General features: G+C 44.6%; 23 protein-coding genes, 1 tRNA gene and 1 pseudogene. 17 read left to right on the forward strand and 8 right to left on the reverse strand.

Features of this window, described 5'->3' with window-relative positions; translation table 11 throughout:
* Positions 1–13 precede the first annotated feature (13 nt).
* Both HQN90_RS09050 and HQN90_RS09055 read left to right on the forward strand, forming a co-directional pair.
* Positions 14–298: a hypothetical protein gene (locus tag HQN90_RS09050; RefSeq protein ID WP_173217476.1), complete on the forward strand. Its 285-nt coding sequence runs from the start codon at positions 14–16 to the stop codon at positions 296–298.
* A gap of 37 nt (positions 299–335) precedes the next feature.
* On the forward strand, positions 336–764 hold the full coding sequence (locus HQN90_RS09055; RefSeq protein WP_173217477.1) for a hypothetical protein: 429 nt from the start codon (positions 336–338) through the stop codon (positions 762–764).
* Here HQN90_RS09055 and HQN90_RS09060 read toward each other — a convergent pair.
* Positions 705–1,745, reverse strand: coding sequence for a YkvI family membrane protein (locus tag HQN90_RS09060; protein ID WP_173217478.1), 1,041 nt, complete (start codon positions 1,743–1,745; stop codon positions 705–707). The two genes, HQN90_RS09055 and HQN90_RS09060, sit on opposite strands and share 60 nt — an antisense overlap.
* Before the next feature lie 139 nt (positions 1,746–1,884).
* Between HQN90_RS09060 and HQN90_RS09065 the strand changes: the two genes are divergently transcribed.
* Complete coding sequence (locus tag HQN90_RS09065; protein WP_173217479.1) at positions 1,885–2,490, forward strand: VTT domain-containing protein; 606 nt, start codon at positions 1,885–1,887, stop codon at positions 2,488–2,490.
* Positions 2,491–2,772 carry a hypothetical protein gene (locus tag HQN90_RS09070; RefSeq protein WP_173217480.1) on the forward strand — a complete coding sequence of 94 codons (282 nt, stop codon included), beginning with the start codon at positions 2,491–2,493 and terminating at the stop codon, positions 2,770–2,772.
* Positions 2,773–2,935: 163 nt separating this feature from the next.
* On the opposite strand, the gene HQN90_RS09075 is transcribed toward HQN90_RS09070, so the two are convergent.
* Complete coding sequence (locus tag HQN90_RS09075; protein ID WP_173217481.1) at positions 2,936–3,655, reverse strand: DUF4309 domain-containing protein; 720 nt, start codon at positions 3,653–3,655, stop codon at positions 2,936–2,938.
* 265 nt (positions 3,656–3,920) lie between these two features.
* Here HQN90_RS09075 and HQN90_RS09080 point away from each other — a divergent pair, with 265 nt between their 5' ends.
* Both HQN90_RS09080 and HQN90_RS09085 read left to right on the forward strand, forming a co-directional pair.
* Positions 3,921–4,490, forward strand: coding sequence for a xanthine phosphoribosyltransferase (locus HQN90_RS09080; RefSeq protein ID WP_079413699.1), 570 nt, complete (start codon positions 3,921–3,923; stop codon positions 4,488–4,490).
* Positions 4,491–4,570: 80 nt separating this feature from the next.
* Complete coding sequence (locus tag HQN90_RS09085) at positions 4,571–4,897, forward strand: hypothetical protein (protein WP_079413697.1); 327 nt, start codon at positions 4,571–4,573, stop codon at positions 4,895–4,897.
* Between the two features lie 69 nt (positions 4,898–4,966).
* On the opposite strand, the gene HQN90_RS09090 is transcribed toward HQN90_RS09085, so the two are convergent.
* A complete protein-coding gene (locus HQN90_RS09090; protein ID WP_173217482.1) occupies positions 4,967–5,284 on the reverse strand; it encodes a hypothetical protein in 318 nt (105 codons plus the stop codon).
* A 148-nt stretch (positions 5,285–5,432) separates the two neighbouring features.
* Between HQN90_RS09090 and HQN90_RS09095 the strand changes: the two genes are divergently transcribed.
* Complete coding sequence (locus HQN90_RS09095; RefSeq protein ID WP_079413693.1) at positions 5,433–5,696, forward strand: hypothetical protein; 264 nt, start codon at positions 5,433–5,435, stop codon at positions 5,694–5,696.
* The gene (locus HQN90_RS09100) at positions 5,686–6,459 is read left to right on the forward strand and encodes an adenosylcobinamide amidohydrolase (protein WP_173217483.1); all 774 of its coding nucleotides are present in this window, start codon (positions 5,686–5,688) and stop codon (positions 6,457–6,459) included. Before HQN90_RS09095 ends, HQN90_RS09100 begins: the two co-directional genes overlap by 11 nt.
* Positions 6,460–6,493: 34 nt before the next feature.
* Here the strand turns inward: HQN90_RS09100 and HQN90_RS09105 are convergent, their stop codons facing one another.
* The gene (locus HQN90_RS09105; protein WP_173217484.1) at positions 6,494–6,673 is read right to left on the reverse strand and encodes a hypothetical protein; all 180 of its coding nucleotides are present in this window, start codon (positions 6,671–6,673) and stop codon (positions 6,494–6,496) included.
* Between the two features lie 123 nt (positions 6,674–6,796).
* Between HQN90_RS09105 and HQN90_RS09110 the strand changes: the two genes are divergently transcribed.
* The 3 genes from HQN90_RS09110 (at position 6,797) to HQN90_RS09120 (ending at position 7,613) form a co-directional block, all read left to right on the forward strand.
* Positions 6,797–6,880, forward strand: a tRNA-Leu gene (locus HQN90_RS09110).
* 185 nt (positions 6,881–7,065) lie between these two features.
* On the forward strand, positions 7,066–7,308 hold the full coding sequence (locus tag HQN90_RS09115) for a hypothetical protein (RefSeq protein WP_173217485.1): 243 nt from the start codon (positions 7,066–7,068) through the stop codon (positions 7,306–7,308).
* On the forward strand, positions 7,305–7,613 hold the full coding sequence (locus tag HQN90_RS09120; RefSeq protein WP_173217486.1) for a hypothetical protein: 309 nt from the start codon (positions 7,305–7,307) through the stop codon (positions 7,611–7,613). The genes HQN90_RS09115 and HQN90_RS09120 overlap by 4 nt, the downstream gene beginning before the upstream one ends.
* Before the next feature lie 183 nt (positions 7,614–7,796).
* Here HQN90_RS09120 and HQN90_RS09125 read toward each other — a convergent pair.
* Positions 7,797–8,194 (reverse strand): annotated as a pseudogene (locus tag HQN90_RS09125) (arginase family protein); the annotation flags it as partial.
* Between the two features lie 41 nt (positions 8,195–8,235).
* Here HQN90_RS09125 and HQN90_RS09130 point away from each other — a divergent pair.
* A complete protein-coding gene (locus HQN90_RS09130; protein ID WP_173217487.1) occupies positions 8,236–8,463 on the forward strand; it encodes a winged helix-turn-helix transcriptional regulator in 228 nt (75 codons plus the stop codon).
* Positions 8,464–8,503: 40 nt separating this feature from the next.
* Here HQN90_RS09130 and HQN90_RS09135 read toward each other — a convergent pair whose 3' ends face one another.
* Positions 8,504–9,283: a nuclear transport factor 2 family protein gene (locus tag HQN90_RS09135; RefSeq protein ID WP_173217488.1), complete on the reverse strand. Its 780-nt coding sequence runs from the start codon at positions 9,281–9,283 to the stop codon at positions 8,504–8,506.
* 206 nt (positions 9,284–9,489) lie between these two features.
* On the opposite strand from HQN90_RS09135, the gene HQN90_RS09140 reads away from it, so the two are divergent.
* The 3 genes from HQN90_RS09140 (at position 9,490) to HQN90_RS09150 (ending at position 11,880) form a co-directional block, all read left to right on the forward strand.
* Positions 9,490–10,086, forward strand: a complete 597-nt coding sequence (locus HQN90_RS09140; protein ID WP_173217489.1) for a TetR/AcrR family transcriptional regulator — start codon at positions 9,490–9,492, stop codon at positions 10,084–10,086.
* A gap of 232 nt (positions 10,087–10,318) precedes the next feature.
* Positions 10,319–11,137, forward strand: a complete 819-nt coding sequence (locus tag HQN90_RS09145) for a DUF695 domain-containing protein (protein WP_173217490.1) — start codon at positions 10,319–10,321, stop codon at positions 11,135–11,137.
* Positions 11,138–11,226: 89 nt separating this feature from the next.
* Complete coding sequence (locus HQN90_RS09150; protein WP_173217491.1) at positions 11,227–11,880, forward strand: Bax inhibitor-1/YccA family protein; 654 nt, start codon at positions 11,227–11,229, stop codon at positions 11,878–11,880.
* Positions 11,881–11,952: 72 nt separating this feature from the next.
* On the opposite strand, the gene HQN90_RS09155 is transcribed toward HQN90_RS09150, so the two are convergent.
* Positions 11,953–12,138, reverse strand: a complete 186-nt coding sequence (locus tag HQN90_RS09155; protein WP_173217492.1) for a hypothetical protein — start codon at positions 12,136–12,138, stop codon at positions 11,953–11,955.
* A gap of 253 nt (positions 12,139–12,391) precedes the next feature.
* Between HQN90_RS09155 and HQN90_RS09160 the strand changes: the two genes are divergently transcribed.
* Positions 12,392–12,586, forward strand: coding sequence for a hypothetical protein (locus tag HQN90_RS09160; RefSeq protein WP_079413671.1), 195 nt, complete (start codon positions 12,392–12,394; stop codon positions 12,584–12,586).
* A 76-nt stretch (positions 12,587–12,662) separates the two neighbouring features.
* Positions 12,663–12,854 carry a YqzE family protein gene (locus HQN90_RS09165; RefSeq protein ID WP_173217493.1) on the forward strand — a complete coding sequence of 64 codons (192 nt, stop codon included), beginning with the start codon at positions 12,663–12,665 and terminating at the stop codon, positions 12,852–12,854.
* Positions 12,855–13,243: 389 nt separating this feature from the next.
* On the opposite strand, the gene HQN90_RS09170 is transcribed toward HQN90_RS09165, so the two are convergent.
* Positions 13,244–14,203, reverse strand: a complete 960-nt coding sequence (locus tag HQN90_RS09170; protein WP_173217494.1) for a hypothetical protein — start codon at positions 14,201–14,203, stop codon at positions 13,244–13,246.
* Positions 14,204–14,215: the final 12 nt, after the last annotated feature.

A 14,215-nucleotide genomic window follows, 5' to 3' on the forward strand; every position in this document is an offset into this window, starting at 1 on the left:
TGGAGGCATCCCAATGGAATCAGATAGCGATAAGAAGAAAGAACATCGGGAAATTACGTATCAGGTAGGTTGGAAAAAAGGAAAAATCGCTTGGAATGAAGGGGCAACCGATGCTTTGGCCGTCAAAGACAATCATGCTGCAGTAAACGACCACAAGGCCGAAGACCCGCATTTGCAGCTAATCTGGAGGCCGGCACTTAGTTTGCCAGATGGGCTGATGTTTCCCATCTTATTCGCGCTTCCGATACTCTGCTTTAGCTTAACGCTAATTCTCATGTATGGGCTGCGCAATGGCTAGCAGCAGGGAGATGAGTATGAGAAGGAGGGATAGCTAGATGAATTTACTACTTGCCATCATTGGCGGATTTTTGGGCCTTTTTGTAACGGGTGTTGCCGTGTACACCGCTTGGCTCGTTTATCATCAATGGCAGCAGCAAGCGGCTTCGCCGAGAGCCGTAAGCCAAGTGGAAATTGCCGTGAAGTATTTTTCCAGATGGACGTTGATGGATTATACCGTTGTTGGTTTGTTTATCGTTGGACTGCTGCTTCTGTTAGCAGAGCTTTTCGCTATATTACGTGATCCGATGGCGATTTCAACGTATCATTTTTCATATTTGCTGACAGGCATTATTCTTTCTGCGATGGGGATGCTTTTGTTGATTGCCCGTTTGGTCATCGTGCTAGGTTTCAAACAGGCAGGCGCCTTACATCGCCCGATGACGGTTGCGCCAAATCATGAGAACGAGCCAAACGACGCTAATTAAGCCGAAAATTGGGTAAAGGGCGGAGAGCAGTGCTTTGAAGCCAATTTGACTGACGAAATAGCTTAAAGCAAGGATGCTGAGAAGCAAAATCTTAGGCTTTAGCTTTATTCGCTGCTGAAGCTGCAAAGACAAGCCGTAGGCATCAGCGATAAATGTTGTGAAAATTTCCCCATAAATGACGAGCAAATAAGCAATTTGTGGAACAGCGCCCAGTCGATTAATGATATTTCCCATCGGGATTTCATATTGGGCAATACCTGGCATTTGAGCGGATAGCGCATAGTGTGCGGATAATAGCAGGAGTCCAATCCCTGCCCCGCCAAGCAGTCCTCCCCAGTAAAGATCGGAGCGCTTTTGGATGGAGGAGCCCATTGGCACTAGTACGGCTTGGGCCATTGCCAAGTTAAAGGCTGTATAGAGAAACGGTGCGAACCATATTTGACCTATGGGTTCATCGCTTGTGATCCGCAGCCAGTTGTCAGAAGCCGGAGAATGCCACGTATAGATGACAATCACGAGACTGAACGTAAGCATGATGGGCACGACAATCGAATTCACGGTCATAATGGCCCCTATGCCACGGGATAAGACGAAGTAAGCCAAAACTAACGTGACAAGCAGACCGGTCTGATAGGATAGATGCAGCTGTTCCTCAAACACGGTTCCTCCGCCAGCCAGCATAACCGTTGTAATGCCGAAAAGGACAAGCATCGTAAACAAGCTGATCCAGTTGCCGATTTTATCGCCAAACAAAACCCGGTTCAAATCTTCATAAGAGTCTGCCTTCAAATCATGAGCCATCAGCATGAGCTTAATGCCGATCCATATGAAGAGCATGGTGGATAAGGCAATTGTCAGTGTAGCCAGCCAGCCATAGCGTGTGAAAAACTGCAAAATCTCTTGTCCGGAAGCGAATCCGGCTCCTACTACGGTTCCGATATAGGTAAAGGCAACTCGGACGATCTGTGTTCCTGTTCGCATTTATTGCCCCGCTTTCTTTGGTTTGGTATAGTACAAGGTATGTTAGGGAAGACAAGCGCATGACTGGAACTTGGGGCAAGCCTTTATTTTTGGTAAAATAAAACAGAACAGGACGACATCGTTCGGAGGTGTGTCTTTTGTGAAAGAAGCTCTTTATGATTTGATTGGTCATTATGGCTATATTGCGCTCTATGTTTTGTTGTCAGCAGGGATTATCGGGGTACCGGTGCCAGATGAAACATTGATGGCTTTTGTTGGTTCATTGACGGCACCGGGAGGACCTTTTGAGTATGGAACAACACTCATTGTTATATATGCCGGAACGATGACAGGGATGGTGGTCAGCTATCTCATCGGTCATCGTGTGGGGAAACCGTTTCTTTATCGTTATGGGAAGTGGGTCAAATTAACCCCAAAGCGGCTTGAGCAAGCTGAGGGCTGGTTTCATAAATACGGGCTTTGGACCGTCTTTTTTGGATACTTTGTGCCGGGAGTACGGCACTTTACTTGTTATCTATCCGGCGTAAGCGGAGTCAAGTTCTATAAGTACATGCTCTATGCAGGCACAGGCGCATTGCTATGGTGTACAACCTTCTTGACTCTGGGCCACTACATTGGAAGCAATCTGGATGGCTTGTTCTATCTGATTCACAAATATATGGGAGTAACGCTGTTCGTCTTGGCGATCGTAGCCGCCGTTGCGCTGGCGTTATACTTCCGTTTCCGGAAACGGAGAGCTGTTTGAATGCCAAAAAAGAGCATGACTGTTTTCTTTGTGAAAACAGTCGTGCTCTTTTTTGGCTTGGATGATCGTTGCTCTGTTAAAAAGCAGCTGAAACCGCCAAAAAGGCCGTCTCGGCGCCGCTCAATCAGCCAACCCCACTCGAGCCTGCCCAAAAGGCAGTCTCAAAGGGAAAAACAGCATCTTCAGCGTGAAAAAGCAGCTGAAACCGCCAAAAAGACCGTCTCGGCGCCGCAAGAGCAGCCAGCCATACTTGAGCCTGCCAAAAAGGCAGGCTCAAAGTGAAAAGCATCATCCGCCGCACAAACAAGCAGCTGAAACCGCCAAAAAAGGCTGTCTCAGCGCCGCGAAAGCCACCACGCCTCGAGCCGTCCCCCCGCCCAAGCCAAGCAGCAAACAACGCAAAACAACCCAGCCCACGGGCTAGGTTGTTTCCACTTTTTTAAAACTAATGATCTGCAAAAAGCTTAATCGATTGAATCGTATTCTCATTCGGATCAATATCCAGCTTCAGTAAAGTTCCTTGTGACTTGTAGGAGAGCACGTACTTGGAGTTGGAATCCGGCTTGCCCAGAATGTCAATTGCATCTTGGACTTTCTGGCCGAGGTGCAAGCCGCGCAGCCCTGGATCAATTTCAGTGGAATGAACATCCACGAACTCAAGCGCATCCTTCTTGTTGAAACCTACGGAAAAGTCGATGAAGTCATAAACTTGGATCGGATCCTCTTCTTCATCCATCACGAATTGTTTCTTCGCTTTCCCAAAACGATCCAGTACGGCATTTTTGCTCGTTCCCAGCTTTAAACCCATAAGTGTTGGTTTTTCCTGTTGATACGCATCTTCTGCTTTAACCTTCGGTTTGGTCGTCGGCTTGACTGAGGCAGGGGGTTGCGGCAATTCGGTGAAATCGCTCTTGGACGACCCTGCAACTTGTGCTTCATGCTTCGCGCTGTCTTCTGGGGTTGGCGTCACAGTTGGTGATACAACGACGAGGGCAGGTGGCGTGCTAACCGGCGGCGGGTTTTGTTGTTGGAATTGCGTAACTGGATCTATGGTAGGCTTTACGGAAGGAGCAGATGACTCTTGACACCCTGTAACCAGCAATGTAGCAATAGCAACTGGCACGCAGCCAAGAACGATAGGTCTAATAAGGTTGTTCATCATCATCTTCCTTTCTGCCGAATCTTTGTAATTAAAATACAACATTACTAATCATACTGCTTTCTGGTTGTTAATCTCAATGCATCTCGATGCCCAAATGTGAGCAATTCTAGAACGAATTTCATGATTGCTGAACCCTACACTAGTATAGACACCCTTAGGAGCGTAAAAGTTTCACTTCGAATGTGTGTTATTCATAAATTGGGACTTGAAACCTACTTCGTCAATATGGTAACTTACTCATAATAGACAGGATGAGGGGGCAGTTATCATGGAATTGTTAAAACAGCGAATCCTAGAGGTCGGTGTCGTTGTATCGGATCAAGTACTTAAGCTGGATGCCATTCTTAATCATCAAGTAGATCCTGTGCTTATCATGGAGATGGGAAAAGAATTTGCAAGATTGTTTAGAGAAACAAAGCCGGACAAGGTATTAACGGTTGAATCTTCGGGCATTCCGATTGCATACACAACAGCTTTACAATTAGAAGTACCCATGATTTTTGCACGCCGCAAAAAAACATTGACCATGGATCAGGATACGTATAGTGAACGTGTGCCTTCTTTTACCAAAGGGATTGTCACGGATATTATGGTTTCCTCCCATTTGCTCCACAAAGGAGAGCGGGTTTTGTTGATTGATGACTTTATTGCAAATGGAGACGCAGCCCGCGGCTTAATTCGCATTATTGAGAAGGCCGAAGCCGAGCTAGTAGGCGTAGGCATCGCGGTGGAGAAGTCCTTCCAAGCCGGCGGAAACTCAATTCGTGAACGCGGAATTCGGGTTGAATCGTTAGCTCGTATTGCTTCCTTAGCGAATGGACAGATCACTTTTAACTGATTTTACATCTAGACTTTGACTTCCCTGAAAACGATTTATCCTATATAATGAAAATTAGGTAGGAGAGGAGGCTGACATCTATGGGTATCGAAAATGGTTCCATTGAATATTTCATGACAAAGCTTGGGGAAGCCAAAACACATTTTGAACGTGCGCTTGACTGTAAGCATACAGAGTTTGATGACCTGTATCCGTATATGATCGAACACCCTCAATTTTTCTGGTATAAACGCTATGTTGCTTGGTCTGAGTTGTTAACGATCGTGAAACTCTGCACAGAGCTCACAATAGAGTGGGAACAACAATTTTCCGCGGCACAAGTGGAATATATTCAGAAACGCGTAATGTCTAGCAAAGTCCTTGATTTCTGGTTTGAGACGAATGATTCGAAGGAACATGTTAGCTAATTCTTCCCCATATACAAAAGAGACCAATGAATCCTTTCGGATGCGTTGGTCTCTTTTTTTAATTCCGATTCAAACTCCATTTTCTAGAACATTCATACTTTCTATATGACGTTTGGTTTGCTCGGAACCCAGTTGGTGAATGGCTCTGTACACTTCTGTTAAGTAATAATCATACTCCTGATTCGCTTCATTGGAATAATATACTTTCCAAGGCAGCCAAGAGGTGGCGTAGCTTCCTTGGGAAGAGTTATCGGTTTCCTCGAAGAGCTCTTGCAATTTATCAAGCTCCTCTTCTGTAGCAGATATTTCAAATTCATAGTTCAACGCTGCTTTATCTTCCAGAACTTCGCCCGTGCCTACGTTGATGTAATATGTTTTTTTGTCCACCTATAAACCTCCCATGCGAATACGATTGCGTAGCGTGGTCACGTCTTGATTAAGGTAACCCAAGTAAATTCGATTTATGTAAAGTTTGAAGAAAACAGGAATTGGTGTATGCTAGAAGAGTAAAATTGGTGTGTTGGAGGTAAGATGAATGATATCGGAAGAACAATTAGATCAGTATCGGATAGATAGTACGCTGCTGCGTGTGATACGTGACGTTAGTCCAAGGAATGACGTTCGTGGCATTGTTGTTGCTTGGGATGATGAGAGTGTTTTGATCCGCAAAAAAAATCGCCGAGTTGTTAAACTGGCACGAAGTTATGTGTATCAGCCGTATGGCGACGAAAGACCTCCTGAATATATGCTGCCCCAAGATTTGATCGAACCTGACGGCGAGTCGGAAGATGACGAATAAGCCGAATTACTCGCCTGTGAACAAAATCCCTATTCGGGGAATACATATGGATCTTGTGAATTCGAACTATGGTGATTATTTGCTGATTTCCAGCGACGATCCTTTGCAGACTTTGAATTCGTCGCCATGGGGCGGCGGTTACGGCATCCACAAACGGCTTATGAACAGACAAGTGGACAAGCTTTACAACGAACCTGATCCCCTAGGGGAGATGAACACTTTTATCCAGCGGGAAGGTTTCGATCCCCAAGAAACAGCTGGTATGCTGACAGCGGCCTTCGTGAAAGATGTAGGGTATCATAGTTTGGCTTGGGGAAATCAGGAAGGTGAGGAAGGTGATCATCTTGCCAGTGAGATTCTACAGCAGGATCAAGAGCAGGAACATCTGCAGGTTTGTTCATGGGTAACTGTGGGACTAGGGAATAAAGCAAGAGCCGGAGCAATACTTCCCATTACGTCGCTCTATCCTGGAACGATCAATACGATTGTAGTGATCAATGGCTGTTTAACAGATGCCGCAATGGTGAATGCTGTGATTACTGCGACCGAAGCCAAAAGTGCCGCGTTGCAAACATTAGGCGTAGAAGTAGATGGTCACCCGGCTACGGGAACGAGTACGGATGCTGTTCTTATTGCGGCAACTGGCCGCGGTCACACGTATCGTTATGCGGGGACGGCCACTTCGCTGGGCTACTTGATTGGCAGAACGGTGTATGAAGCGATTCTTGCCCAAAAGCACTTATACGAGAAAACGCTCCACTGAATCCGCAAGGATAAGCAGAGCGTTCTGTTTTCGATTATGTTCTGCGGAAAATACCGTAAGCAACCCCAGCTTGAAGCTCACCTAATCCGGAATCATCTTCATCTTCTTTTTTAAAGTTGGGGTCATGAACAATGCCTTCGGCTTCGCCTTCCGTCAGATGCCGTTCATTTCCGGTATATTTGGGCTCCAAGGCTTTGATTTCTTCTTCATCCATCTATTATCCCTCCTTTGCCAATAGGGTTAGGAAGGAGGGAAGGTTTTATGCATGTTTGGCAAAAAAGTATCGTTGACGAGCTTTCATTTTCCATGTTATATTAAGTTTTGTTAAAGCTAATAAGCGATCATGGCGGAATTGGCAGACGCGCACGGTTCAGGTCCGTGTGGGCTTACCCCCGTGGAGGTTCGAGTCCTCTTGATCGCATTATAACTAAAGTGAAACCCTTCGAATAAATTTGAAGGGTTTATTTTTTGTGATTTTTAATGTGCTGCTGGCGTATCGTAGGGGCTTAGCTTTGATAATCAGGAATCTAAAAAATTGAACAAAAACATTTCCTTTGAGGTATAATGAAGGTGTGAATTGCAATCCCATAACGTGGAGGGATAGAAATGAAGCCTATCAAAATTGAGGATCGCGAAATTATAGATGCCATTAATTCGGGCGCAGCTTATTTCGAGATTGACAGCCGAAAATTTATGCTTTTTGAAGTAGAGAGTTTACCAGGGTCGGACATATACGAAGTGCAAGATGAAGAGGAAAAAAACCTGCTGCTTGAAGCTCTTAATGGAGACAATCCCACACTATCTGAAGCTGAAGTAGATGTAATGTTAGGGATTTCAAAGGATTCATGAACGTTCATTGGAGAAAATCGGCTGTACTTTCCCTAATGAGCTTGGACAGTTGGCGTGAAAAAATGGAGTTACAGCCAATTGCATCGTACTTGAGAAATTGCATCGTTCAGTATTTTCAAAAACAAGATTTCACCATCTATGTGCCGGGTAGCGCTGTTTTCATTGAAGGATATCCTGCTGGTCTGCGAATGGCACTCATCACAATTGGAACAGTTGATCCCTATAAAGTGTTCTACAGATATTCGCAAAATGCTGTAGAAATATTCCTTGTTCGTCATCCTCGTCAGAGAATACTTCAAAAATGAATCGAGTGCTATTCGGCTCGGTTCTTTTCTTTTTCAGATGCTAAGAGGAAGCTTTCACTCCAATAGTCAAGAACGAGCTCTTGAATTTGTCCTTGTGACGGTTCAGGGACTTTTTGCTTATTTGTTATGACTCTACTTATTTTAAATAGGTATTTCTCCAAGCAGTTTCTTCAAGTTAATAGAAGAACGAAATGTCTTCGGGTCAAGCACATCTAGATCAAGGTGAATAGCTAGGTGCTTAATGTTGCTTTGTTTAATCCAATCTTTGATAGATTCAGTACTGCTCATTAACACAATTCTAACTAAATCGCTGTGAGCATCGATCCAAACCAAACCTAATTCCCCACTGTATCGTTCGTTTAAATAGGCAAATGGGGCTTGTTCGACTAAGCAGTCACCACCAAACATGACAATGCGATCCGGCTTATGAGCAGAAATGATGTGATGAGCAACCGCTAATTGCTCAAGCAGCTGTTTTCTTCCATACGTACCGTTCTCGTTTTCAAGTGGAGTTCCGTCATAAGCTTGAACGGGGACATGGATAAGGGGTTGATCATGTCAGGAGCTAGCCAAGCCAGTACGCACTTTATAGATAGGTACTACCAGAAAGGATAGTGTAAATATGAGTATGGCTGAATTTAAAGGCAAAGTTAAGAATATTCAAGATACACCTTTTGGTTATACATTATCGGTTATCGGAGGCATGGTGAAACGGACAGAATACCCACAAGTTCCCCCTAAAGTCGAGTATAGTCTCATGGAGAAAGTGGGAACCTTATTACCTGTTTTGGAAGATTTATGTGAGTGGGGAGTAAAAAACCAAGGAGCTAAGCGGCCTGTTCTCGCTTAGCTCCTTGGTTTTTTGGCGTCCAACGCGGCATTATTGAATTTCAAAATCTACGGTTCGAATTTTTTCGGTTTTCTGGTGGCAGAATGGGTTCGATTACGTCCCAATGTTCGGCGATTTTCCCATTCTCCACGCGGAACAAATCGTAGAAAGCGTTAGGCTCTCCATTGATGAGACCTTCGCTTACCGTAAGCACAAAATCGCCCTGACCGATAACTTGATGAACATGCGTGTATTGCATTTCAATATGCTGCTCTTCCAATGCCTTCACAGCAGCAACGAGACCAGAAAGGCCGTCTGCAATATGCGGATCATGCTGAATATACTGATCCCCATCAAAGTAAGTGGTAAGCAGGCCGCGATTATTCCCGATCATGATGTCCTCAACAAAGCATTTCACATATGCTTTATTCGTATCCGTCTTGTCGATATCCTTGATCGTGACCGGTCCGTCAATCATCGTATGATTGCTTGGTGTTTTCTCCACCATATCTTGCAAGTTGTCCCAATGCTCGACGATGAATCCATTCTCAAAACGGAAAATATCAAACCCGATTTTGGGGCCGTGAAAATCATAGATGGAATGAAGAACCACAAAATTTCCATCGACTAAAGTGCGCTGAATGCTAACCTTTGTACCCACTTCCTTGAGATGTTTAAGCGCACCAAGCATGGCCGCGCGACCATCGGGCAAAGCCTGATTGTGTTGAATATAATGATCGGGATGAACGTAATTCATAATGGCTTCGGTGTGGCCGCTTTCTAAGCTTTCCAGCACTGCAATTGCCTTAAGGACAAGCTCATTTTGATGTTCTAATGTCATTGAAATAGCTCCTTTTTATCAGAAATTGAAGTTTGATAGTCACTAGATAAATAATGAACATTATGTTGTTTATTCATCTGTTGCTCATTATAATAGGGATTATTGCAACGCTCAATATTCAATATTTTTGTTTTTGAAGGATAAGATACATGCCAAATAAATTTGTCGCGTAAACATCAAATTTTTTTCAAGGAGAGACAAAAACGATGAACAAGAAGGTCGATTTAAGAATACTGCGGACAAAGCAATCGATCCGAAAGGCATTTTATGAGCTTATTCAGGAAAAAGGATATGAAGCGATAACGATTCAGGATATTGCTGATCGGGCTGTGATCAATCGAAATACTTTTTATCTTCACTACGAAAATAAACCTGACTTATTACATACATGTATGGATGAGTTGTTGAGCGAAGTGAAGAATGTAATTGTTCAATGTCCAATCAACATGAATCCCTTCAGTATTTCTAAACTCGAGACAGTCATGCAAGCTATATTGGAACACATTTCACGCAACACATCTTTTTACCAGGCAATGTTAATTCAAGAGAATAGAATCCATCCGTTTCGAGAGAAAATGGAGAATATTATTAAAGAGAAACTAAATGAAGGGGGGAATCCTGCTGCTGGAAAATCCTCTTTTGTTATATCTAAGGAATTGCTGCTCGAATACCTTGTATCCTCATTTATGGGAGTTATCATTTGGTGGATTAAAAACGATCAGCCTCTTCCAGCGAGTGAAGTTTCCTCTCAGTTTAGTAGACTGGTTGCCTACGGGCGTTTGAATGTCGCAGGTATCGAATAATATTAACGCAGACAAAGCAGGATCCATGTCTCACAAACGGGGGCAGCCAGCCCATTTTTTTGAATGCAAGTTAATGGAGAAAATCTCGCCAAACCTGTTCATTTCCTAGGAAATAATTCGGAAATAAGGTGCCCAATATTTTGTTGGATAGCGGACAAGCAGGCAGGGTAGGCAACCAAGGTCAATGCCCCTTATAATAGATAAAAGATCGGAGCGGGCAAGGAGGCATTCTATGGAGGAAGATTGGAATTTGTTTGAGCGTGATCGGGATCGTGAGCCGATTCTAATCTTTATGAACACCGCGTTGAAGCCGAAAGCGCCTTACCTTGGCTTTGGTCAGCTTGTTACTATCGTCTTTAATATGTATAGTCTGTGGGACTTGTCAGGCAGTAATAAGCAGAAGGCACAGCAGTTGTTCTACTCTCTTGAGGATAAGCTCATTTCTCGCATGAAGGATCGTGGAGTTTCACTGTATGCGGGGCGTATTTCTGCCAATCACAAAATGGAAATGCACTTTTATGCCAAGGATGACTGGGATGGAGAGTTGGAGTTAAAGCGGATGCTGGCGGATTTCCCAAGCTTCCGCTACTATTTTATGATGAAGCACGATCCGGATTGGCTTTTTTATTTGGAGGAAATGATTCCTTCCCCGCTTGAAGAGCAGTGGATGCGCAATGCGAAAATCGTTTATGCCTTGAAGCGTCATGGTGATAAATTGGACATAGCGAGAGAAGTGCAGCATTGGTTGCATTTCCCGGATGCTACTCCGCTGATTGAAGTGAAAAGAAAGATCGGTCAACTGGGTTATCGGGTAGTCGCTTCGGAACTGGATACGAGAGGAAGCACAGACATGCATGTGCTGCATGTAAGTATGAAACATACTTTGGATGTGCCGACCGTTAATACGGTAACTAGAGAGCTTTTCCTTCTAGCAACAGAGTCGGGGGGCACGTATGATGGCTGGGGAACGCAGCTCGTGCTTAGGTTCCCTGCGAAAATACGTGTTTACCTCAAACGGATGATGAAGAAAGTGCTCGTCATTTTCAAATAAGGAAGATTCCTAGTATGGCTGTTTTCATGAAAGCTAGGTATAATACATAGTATAGTTTGTACATGTTTGATAAAGGAGATGACAAGTCCATGGAAAGAACAATCACAGGAACAGTTACAGGCAGCTTCGCACATGTGCTTCAAACGTTTGCACTTTCACTTCTGGTCTCATTTCTAGGGACATTAGTCGGAGCTATGGTTGTTCCTGCACCCATGATTCCACTATTTATTATCGCAGAAGTCGTGATGCTGGTTGCAGCCATTGTGATCCGTATTCGCGGCAAACACATTGGATTCGGCTTCCTTTATGCTTTTACAGCAATTTCCGGTGTAACGCTTTATCCGGTCATTATGGCGTATGGCAGCCAATTAGGAGCACAAGTTGTTTCTGGCGCGTTTTTCGCGACAGCAGCGATCTTTGGCGGTCTTGCCTTCTATGCGCATCGCTCGCAGCGTGATTTCAGCTTTTTGGGCGGATTCCTATTCGCTGGAACAATCGGTCTCGTACTTATGAGTGTCATTGGCATGTTCGTAGGTTTTGGCTCCGTGGTCAATTTGGTTTGGTCGATGATTGGGATTTTAATTTTCAGCGGCTGGGTTCTGTATGATGTGGCTCAATACCGTAATGGCGTAGCTTCAGAGGAAGTTCCGCTGGCAGCACTCAATATTTACTTGGACTTTATTAATCTGTTTATGTACATTTTGCGTTTTATTGCTTCTATCGTGGGAATTAGCAGAAATTAGACATTAGTTGTCGAATAAAAAAAGCACTTTCGATCTTCACACTTCAGTGTGAATCGAAGGTGCTTTTTTGCATTAATCGCCGCGAAATTTGCGGCTGACTTCCAATAAGCTATGTAGGAGCAAGGTTAGTTCAGCATGGCTTAAACGAATAATGCCAGCTTCCGCTTCCTCCTGTTGGTTAAGTTTGAGCTCAAGTACACGCTGGGTTGGATCCATTTGGAGCTGGAGTTGATCGGTAAGGAGCACTTGTTCCCACATGCTATGCACCTCTTTCTCTCTCTTTAGTCTAGGATATGCTCAAATCAAGAGATTAGAAGCGTATAGTTTTCGGCGAGAGGTGATCGTTTTTTGGGGGGACAAGCACGATTTGCCTGCTAGCTTCATACAATTTAAGGATCCTAGTGAGGAGAAAGGGGATGACCTTATGGCGGCTTGCAGCACTTGGACGTATAGAGGAATATCGGCTTCAGTATTTAAAGCATTACAACAAGTCGGTAGGAAGCAAGGCTTTATGATTCCAAATTCAGCTTCAGGCAAGTTCATGATTACAGTAGTAGGCATGAATGTCGGTTTTCAGTATTCCTGGGATATGCAGGGTCAAGTCTTGCTATTGCAATGTGATAACAAACCGATGCTGCTTGGATGCGGAACGATCAAAACATTTGCAGATAAAATTATCGCCGAAAGCGGCGGGAAAATCGGTTGATACCTAGCAACCACCTGCCGATCCGTTTAAGGGGTAATCTCTCTGGTTAAAATAGAGAGAAAAGGCAGGTGGTCGTATGGCCAAAAGCGATGAGCTGGTCAAGTACATAACACAGCAAGTGGTTACGTATATCGATACCCCGAAAGCTGTTCGCCAACACGCCAAAGCGCTCAGTAAAGAGCAGCGAGAGAGTTGGCAGACCCGGTGGTTCGGCATGCTGCCGCTTGCTGCTCGTATGTTCATGGATCAGTTCAAACCGAAAAAGTGATTCATGCAAGGTAGTAGCGAGACTTCTAGTTATTGTGGAGACAAATGGAAAGGGCTATCCTAAAAGTAGAGAAAATCTACTTGAGGACAGCCCTTTTATCTTCGGGTGGATTTTCCTTGCCAGCCGGTATAATTCCTGCGATTGTGCATCCTTTTTGTCTTGAGAATGGGCAAAATGGTGAAAAGCCTGCGATTATGCATCCTTTAGAATGCTTTTCTCGATTTAAGGAGGAAAAAACAGAAAAAGCCTGCACTTTGGCAGGCTTTCTCTGTTTTCACGCGATTTGATCGGAAAAGCCTGCACTTTCGCAGGTTTTCTAAACCGATGAGCGACTAGCTTTGCTTATAGGTTTGCGCAGTAGCTACTAATGGCTGCGGGTCAGCCGCTTTTTAACGATATACATGACCTTGCGCCAACGCATCCTTGAGCTGTACATAACGGGAGCCTTCGTGGTCTAAGGTCAGGTAAGTTTCACCGGATTCCCATTGCTGGTAGCCTAGTATGGCAAGCGGGAGTGTAACTTGACCGTCGTACAATTCTGTCACATAAGTTAGCTTGTCCGATTGACCAAGTGCATCCTGAAGCTGCTGCGGTTGGGTAAGGGGCAAGGGAGTACCTTGAACCCAAGGAAGACGATCATAGGGATCGAAGGAAGGGTGCTGGACGGTAGTCGCAGGCCCTTTTAAGACGGATTCCGTTATTGGTAGATTCGTAAGCTTGGCTGAAGGATCTTCTTTTAGCGGAAGAAGCTCACCGGATTTGGCGTCGAAATAATAAGCTTGATTGTGGATCATGACTTTCCATACAGCGGTTAGGGCGTTCATATATAATCGGTTTAATTGTATCGTTTCATTTTGTACAAAAGCGGAATAAGGGATAGTAGCTGGAATGAGTTCCTGCTGTACCAAAGAACGATACAGCGTGTTCAAGCTGAATAGCGGATGATCGCCTGTGCCATACTCGGTGAGTCGGAAGGAGCCGTTCTCTGTTGCATGTACAATCATATAGCCAACTTCTCGTCCATGATCTGTGAGAATAACCCCCCAGCCATGGGTGCCGGGACCAAGCGGGAAGCTGCTCCAAACGGCCGACTGCCAGCTTTCAAATCCGGCTTCACGCGCGAGAACAACACGCCAGTTGTTAATGGAGGCGGTTAATGTTGTTTCGCTTCGCAAATCTGGATGTGGTTTAGCCGCGGTGCTTCCAGCGATCGTTTCTTTTGCGTTCTGTGTAAGGCTGCTCCGAGCCATCTGATCCAGACTCTCACCCGCAGAGCTTTGAAGGGGAATAACAAGTAAACTGCTAACACTAATCAAGCAAGCGGTTGTCCAAATGATCCAACGTGCCAATCCGTTCACCCA

This window comes from Paenibacillus alba (genome assembly GCF_013204855.1).
Lineage (GTDB): Bacteria > Bacillota > Bacilli > Paenibacillales > NBRC-103111 > Paenibacillus_E > Paenibacillus_E alba.

Excerpts from the sequence above, each read along its gene's own strand:
- HQN90_RS09165 (WP_173217493.1), top strand. The coding sequence starts at position 12,663 with ATGGCCAAAAGCGATGAGCTGGTCAAGTACATAACACAGCAAGTGGTT.
- HQN90_RS09140 (WP_173217489.1), top strand. The coding sequence starts at position 9,490 with ATGAACAAGAAGGTCGATTTAAGAATACTGCGGACAAAGCAATCGATC.
- HQN90_RS09050 (WP_173217476.1), top strand. The coding sequence starts at position 14 with ATGGAATCAGATAGCGATAAGAAGAAAGAACATCGGGAAATTACGTAT.
- HQN90_RS09095 (WP_079413693.1), top strand. The coding sequence starts at position 5,433 with ATGATATCGGAAGAACAATTAGATCAGTATCGGATAGATAGTACGCTG.
- HQN90_RS09075 (WP_173217481.1), bottom strand. The coding sequence starts at position 3,655 with ATGATGATGAACAACCTTATTAGACCTATCGTTCTTGGCTGCGTGCCA.
- HQN90_RS09105 (WP_173217484.1), bottom strand. The coding sequence starts at position 6,673 with ATGGATGAAGAAGAAATCAAAGCCTTGGAGCCCAAATATACCGGAAAT.
- HQN90_RS09115 (WP_173217485.1), top strand. The coding sequence starts at position 7,066 with ATGAAGCCTATCAAAATTGAGGATCGCGAAATTATAGATGCCATTAAT.
- HQN90_RS09055 (WP_173217477.1), top strand. The coding sequence starts at position 336 with ATGAATTTACTACTTGCCATCATTGGCGGATTTTTGGGCCTTTTTGTA.
- HQN90_RS09155 (WP_173217492.1), bottom strand. The coding sequence starts at position 12,138 with ATGTGGGAACAAGTGCTCCTTACCGATCAACTCCAGCTCCAAATGGAT.
- HQN90_RS09145 (WP_173217490.1), top strand. The coding sequence starts at position 10,319 with ATGGAGGAAGATTGGAATTTGTTTGAGCGTGATCGGGATCGTGAGCCG.
- HQN90_RS09060 (WP_173217478.1), bottom strand. The coding sequence starts at position 1,745 with ATGCGAACAGGAACACAGATCGTCCGAGTTGCCTTTACCTATATCGGA.
- HQN90_RS09160 (WP_079413671.1), top strand. The coding sequence starts at position 12,392 with ATGATTCCAAATTCAGCTTCAGGCAAGTTCATGATTACAGTAGTAGGC.
- HQN90_RS09150 (WP_173217491.1), top strand. The coding sequence starts at position 11,227 with ATGGAAAGAACAATCACAGGAACAGTTACAGGCAGCTTCGCACATGTG.
- HQN90_RS09100 (WP_173217483.1), top strand. The coding sequence starts at position 5,686 with ATGACGAATAAGCCGAATTACTCGCCTGTGAACAAAATCCCTATTCGG.
- HQN90_RS09135 (WP_173217488.1), bottom strand. The coding sequence starts at position 9,283 with ATGACATTAGAACATCAAAATGAGCTTGTCCTTAAGGCAATTGCAGTG.
- HQN90_RS09120 (WP_173217486.1), top strand. The coding sequence starts at position 7,305 with ATGAACGTTCATTGGAGAAAATCGGCTGTACTTTCCCTAATGAGCTTG.
- HQN90_RS09130 (WP_173217487.1), top strand. The coding sequence starts at position 8,236 with ATGAGTATGGCTGAATTTAAAGGCAAAGTTAAGAATATTCAAGATACA.
- HQN90_RS09085 (WP_079413697.1), top strand. The coding sequence starts at position 4,571 with ATGGGTATCGAAAATGGTTCCATTGAATATTTCATGACAAAGCTTGGG.
- HQN90_RS09070 (WP_173217480.1), top strand. The coding sequence starts at position 2,491 with ATGCCAAAAAAGAGCATGACTGTTTTCTTTGTGAAAACAGTCGTGCTC.
- HQN90_RS09080 (WP_079413699.1), top strand. The coding sequence starts at position 3,921 with ATGGAATTGTTAAAACAGCGAATCCTAGAGGTCGGTGTCGTTGTATCG.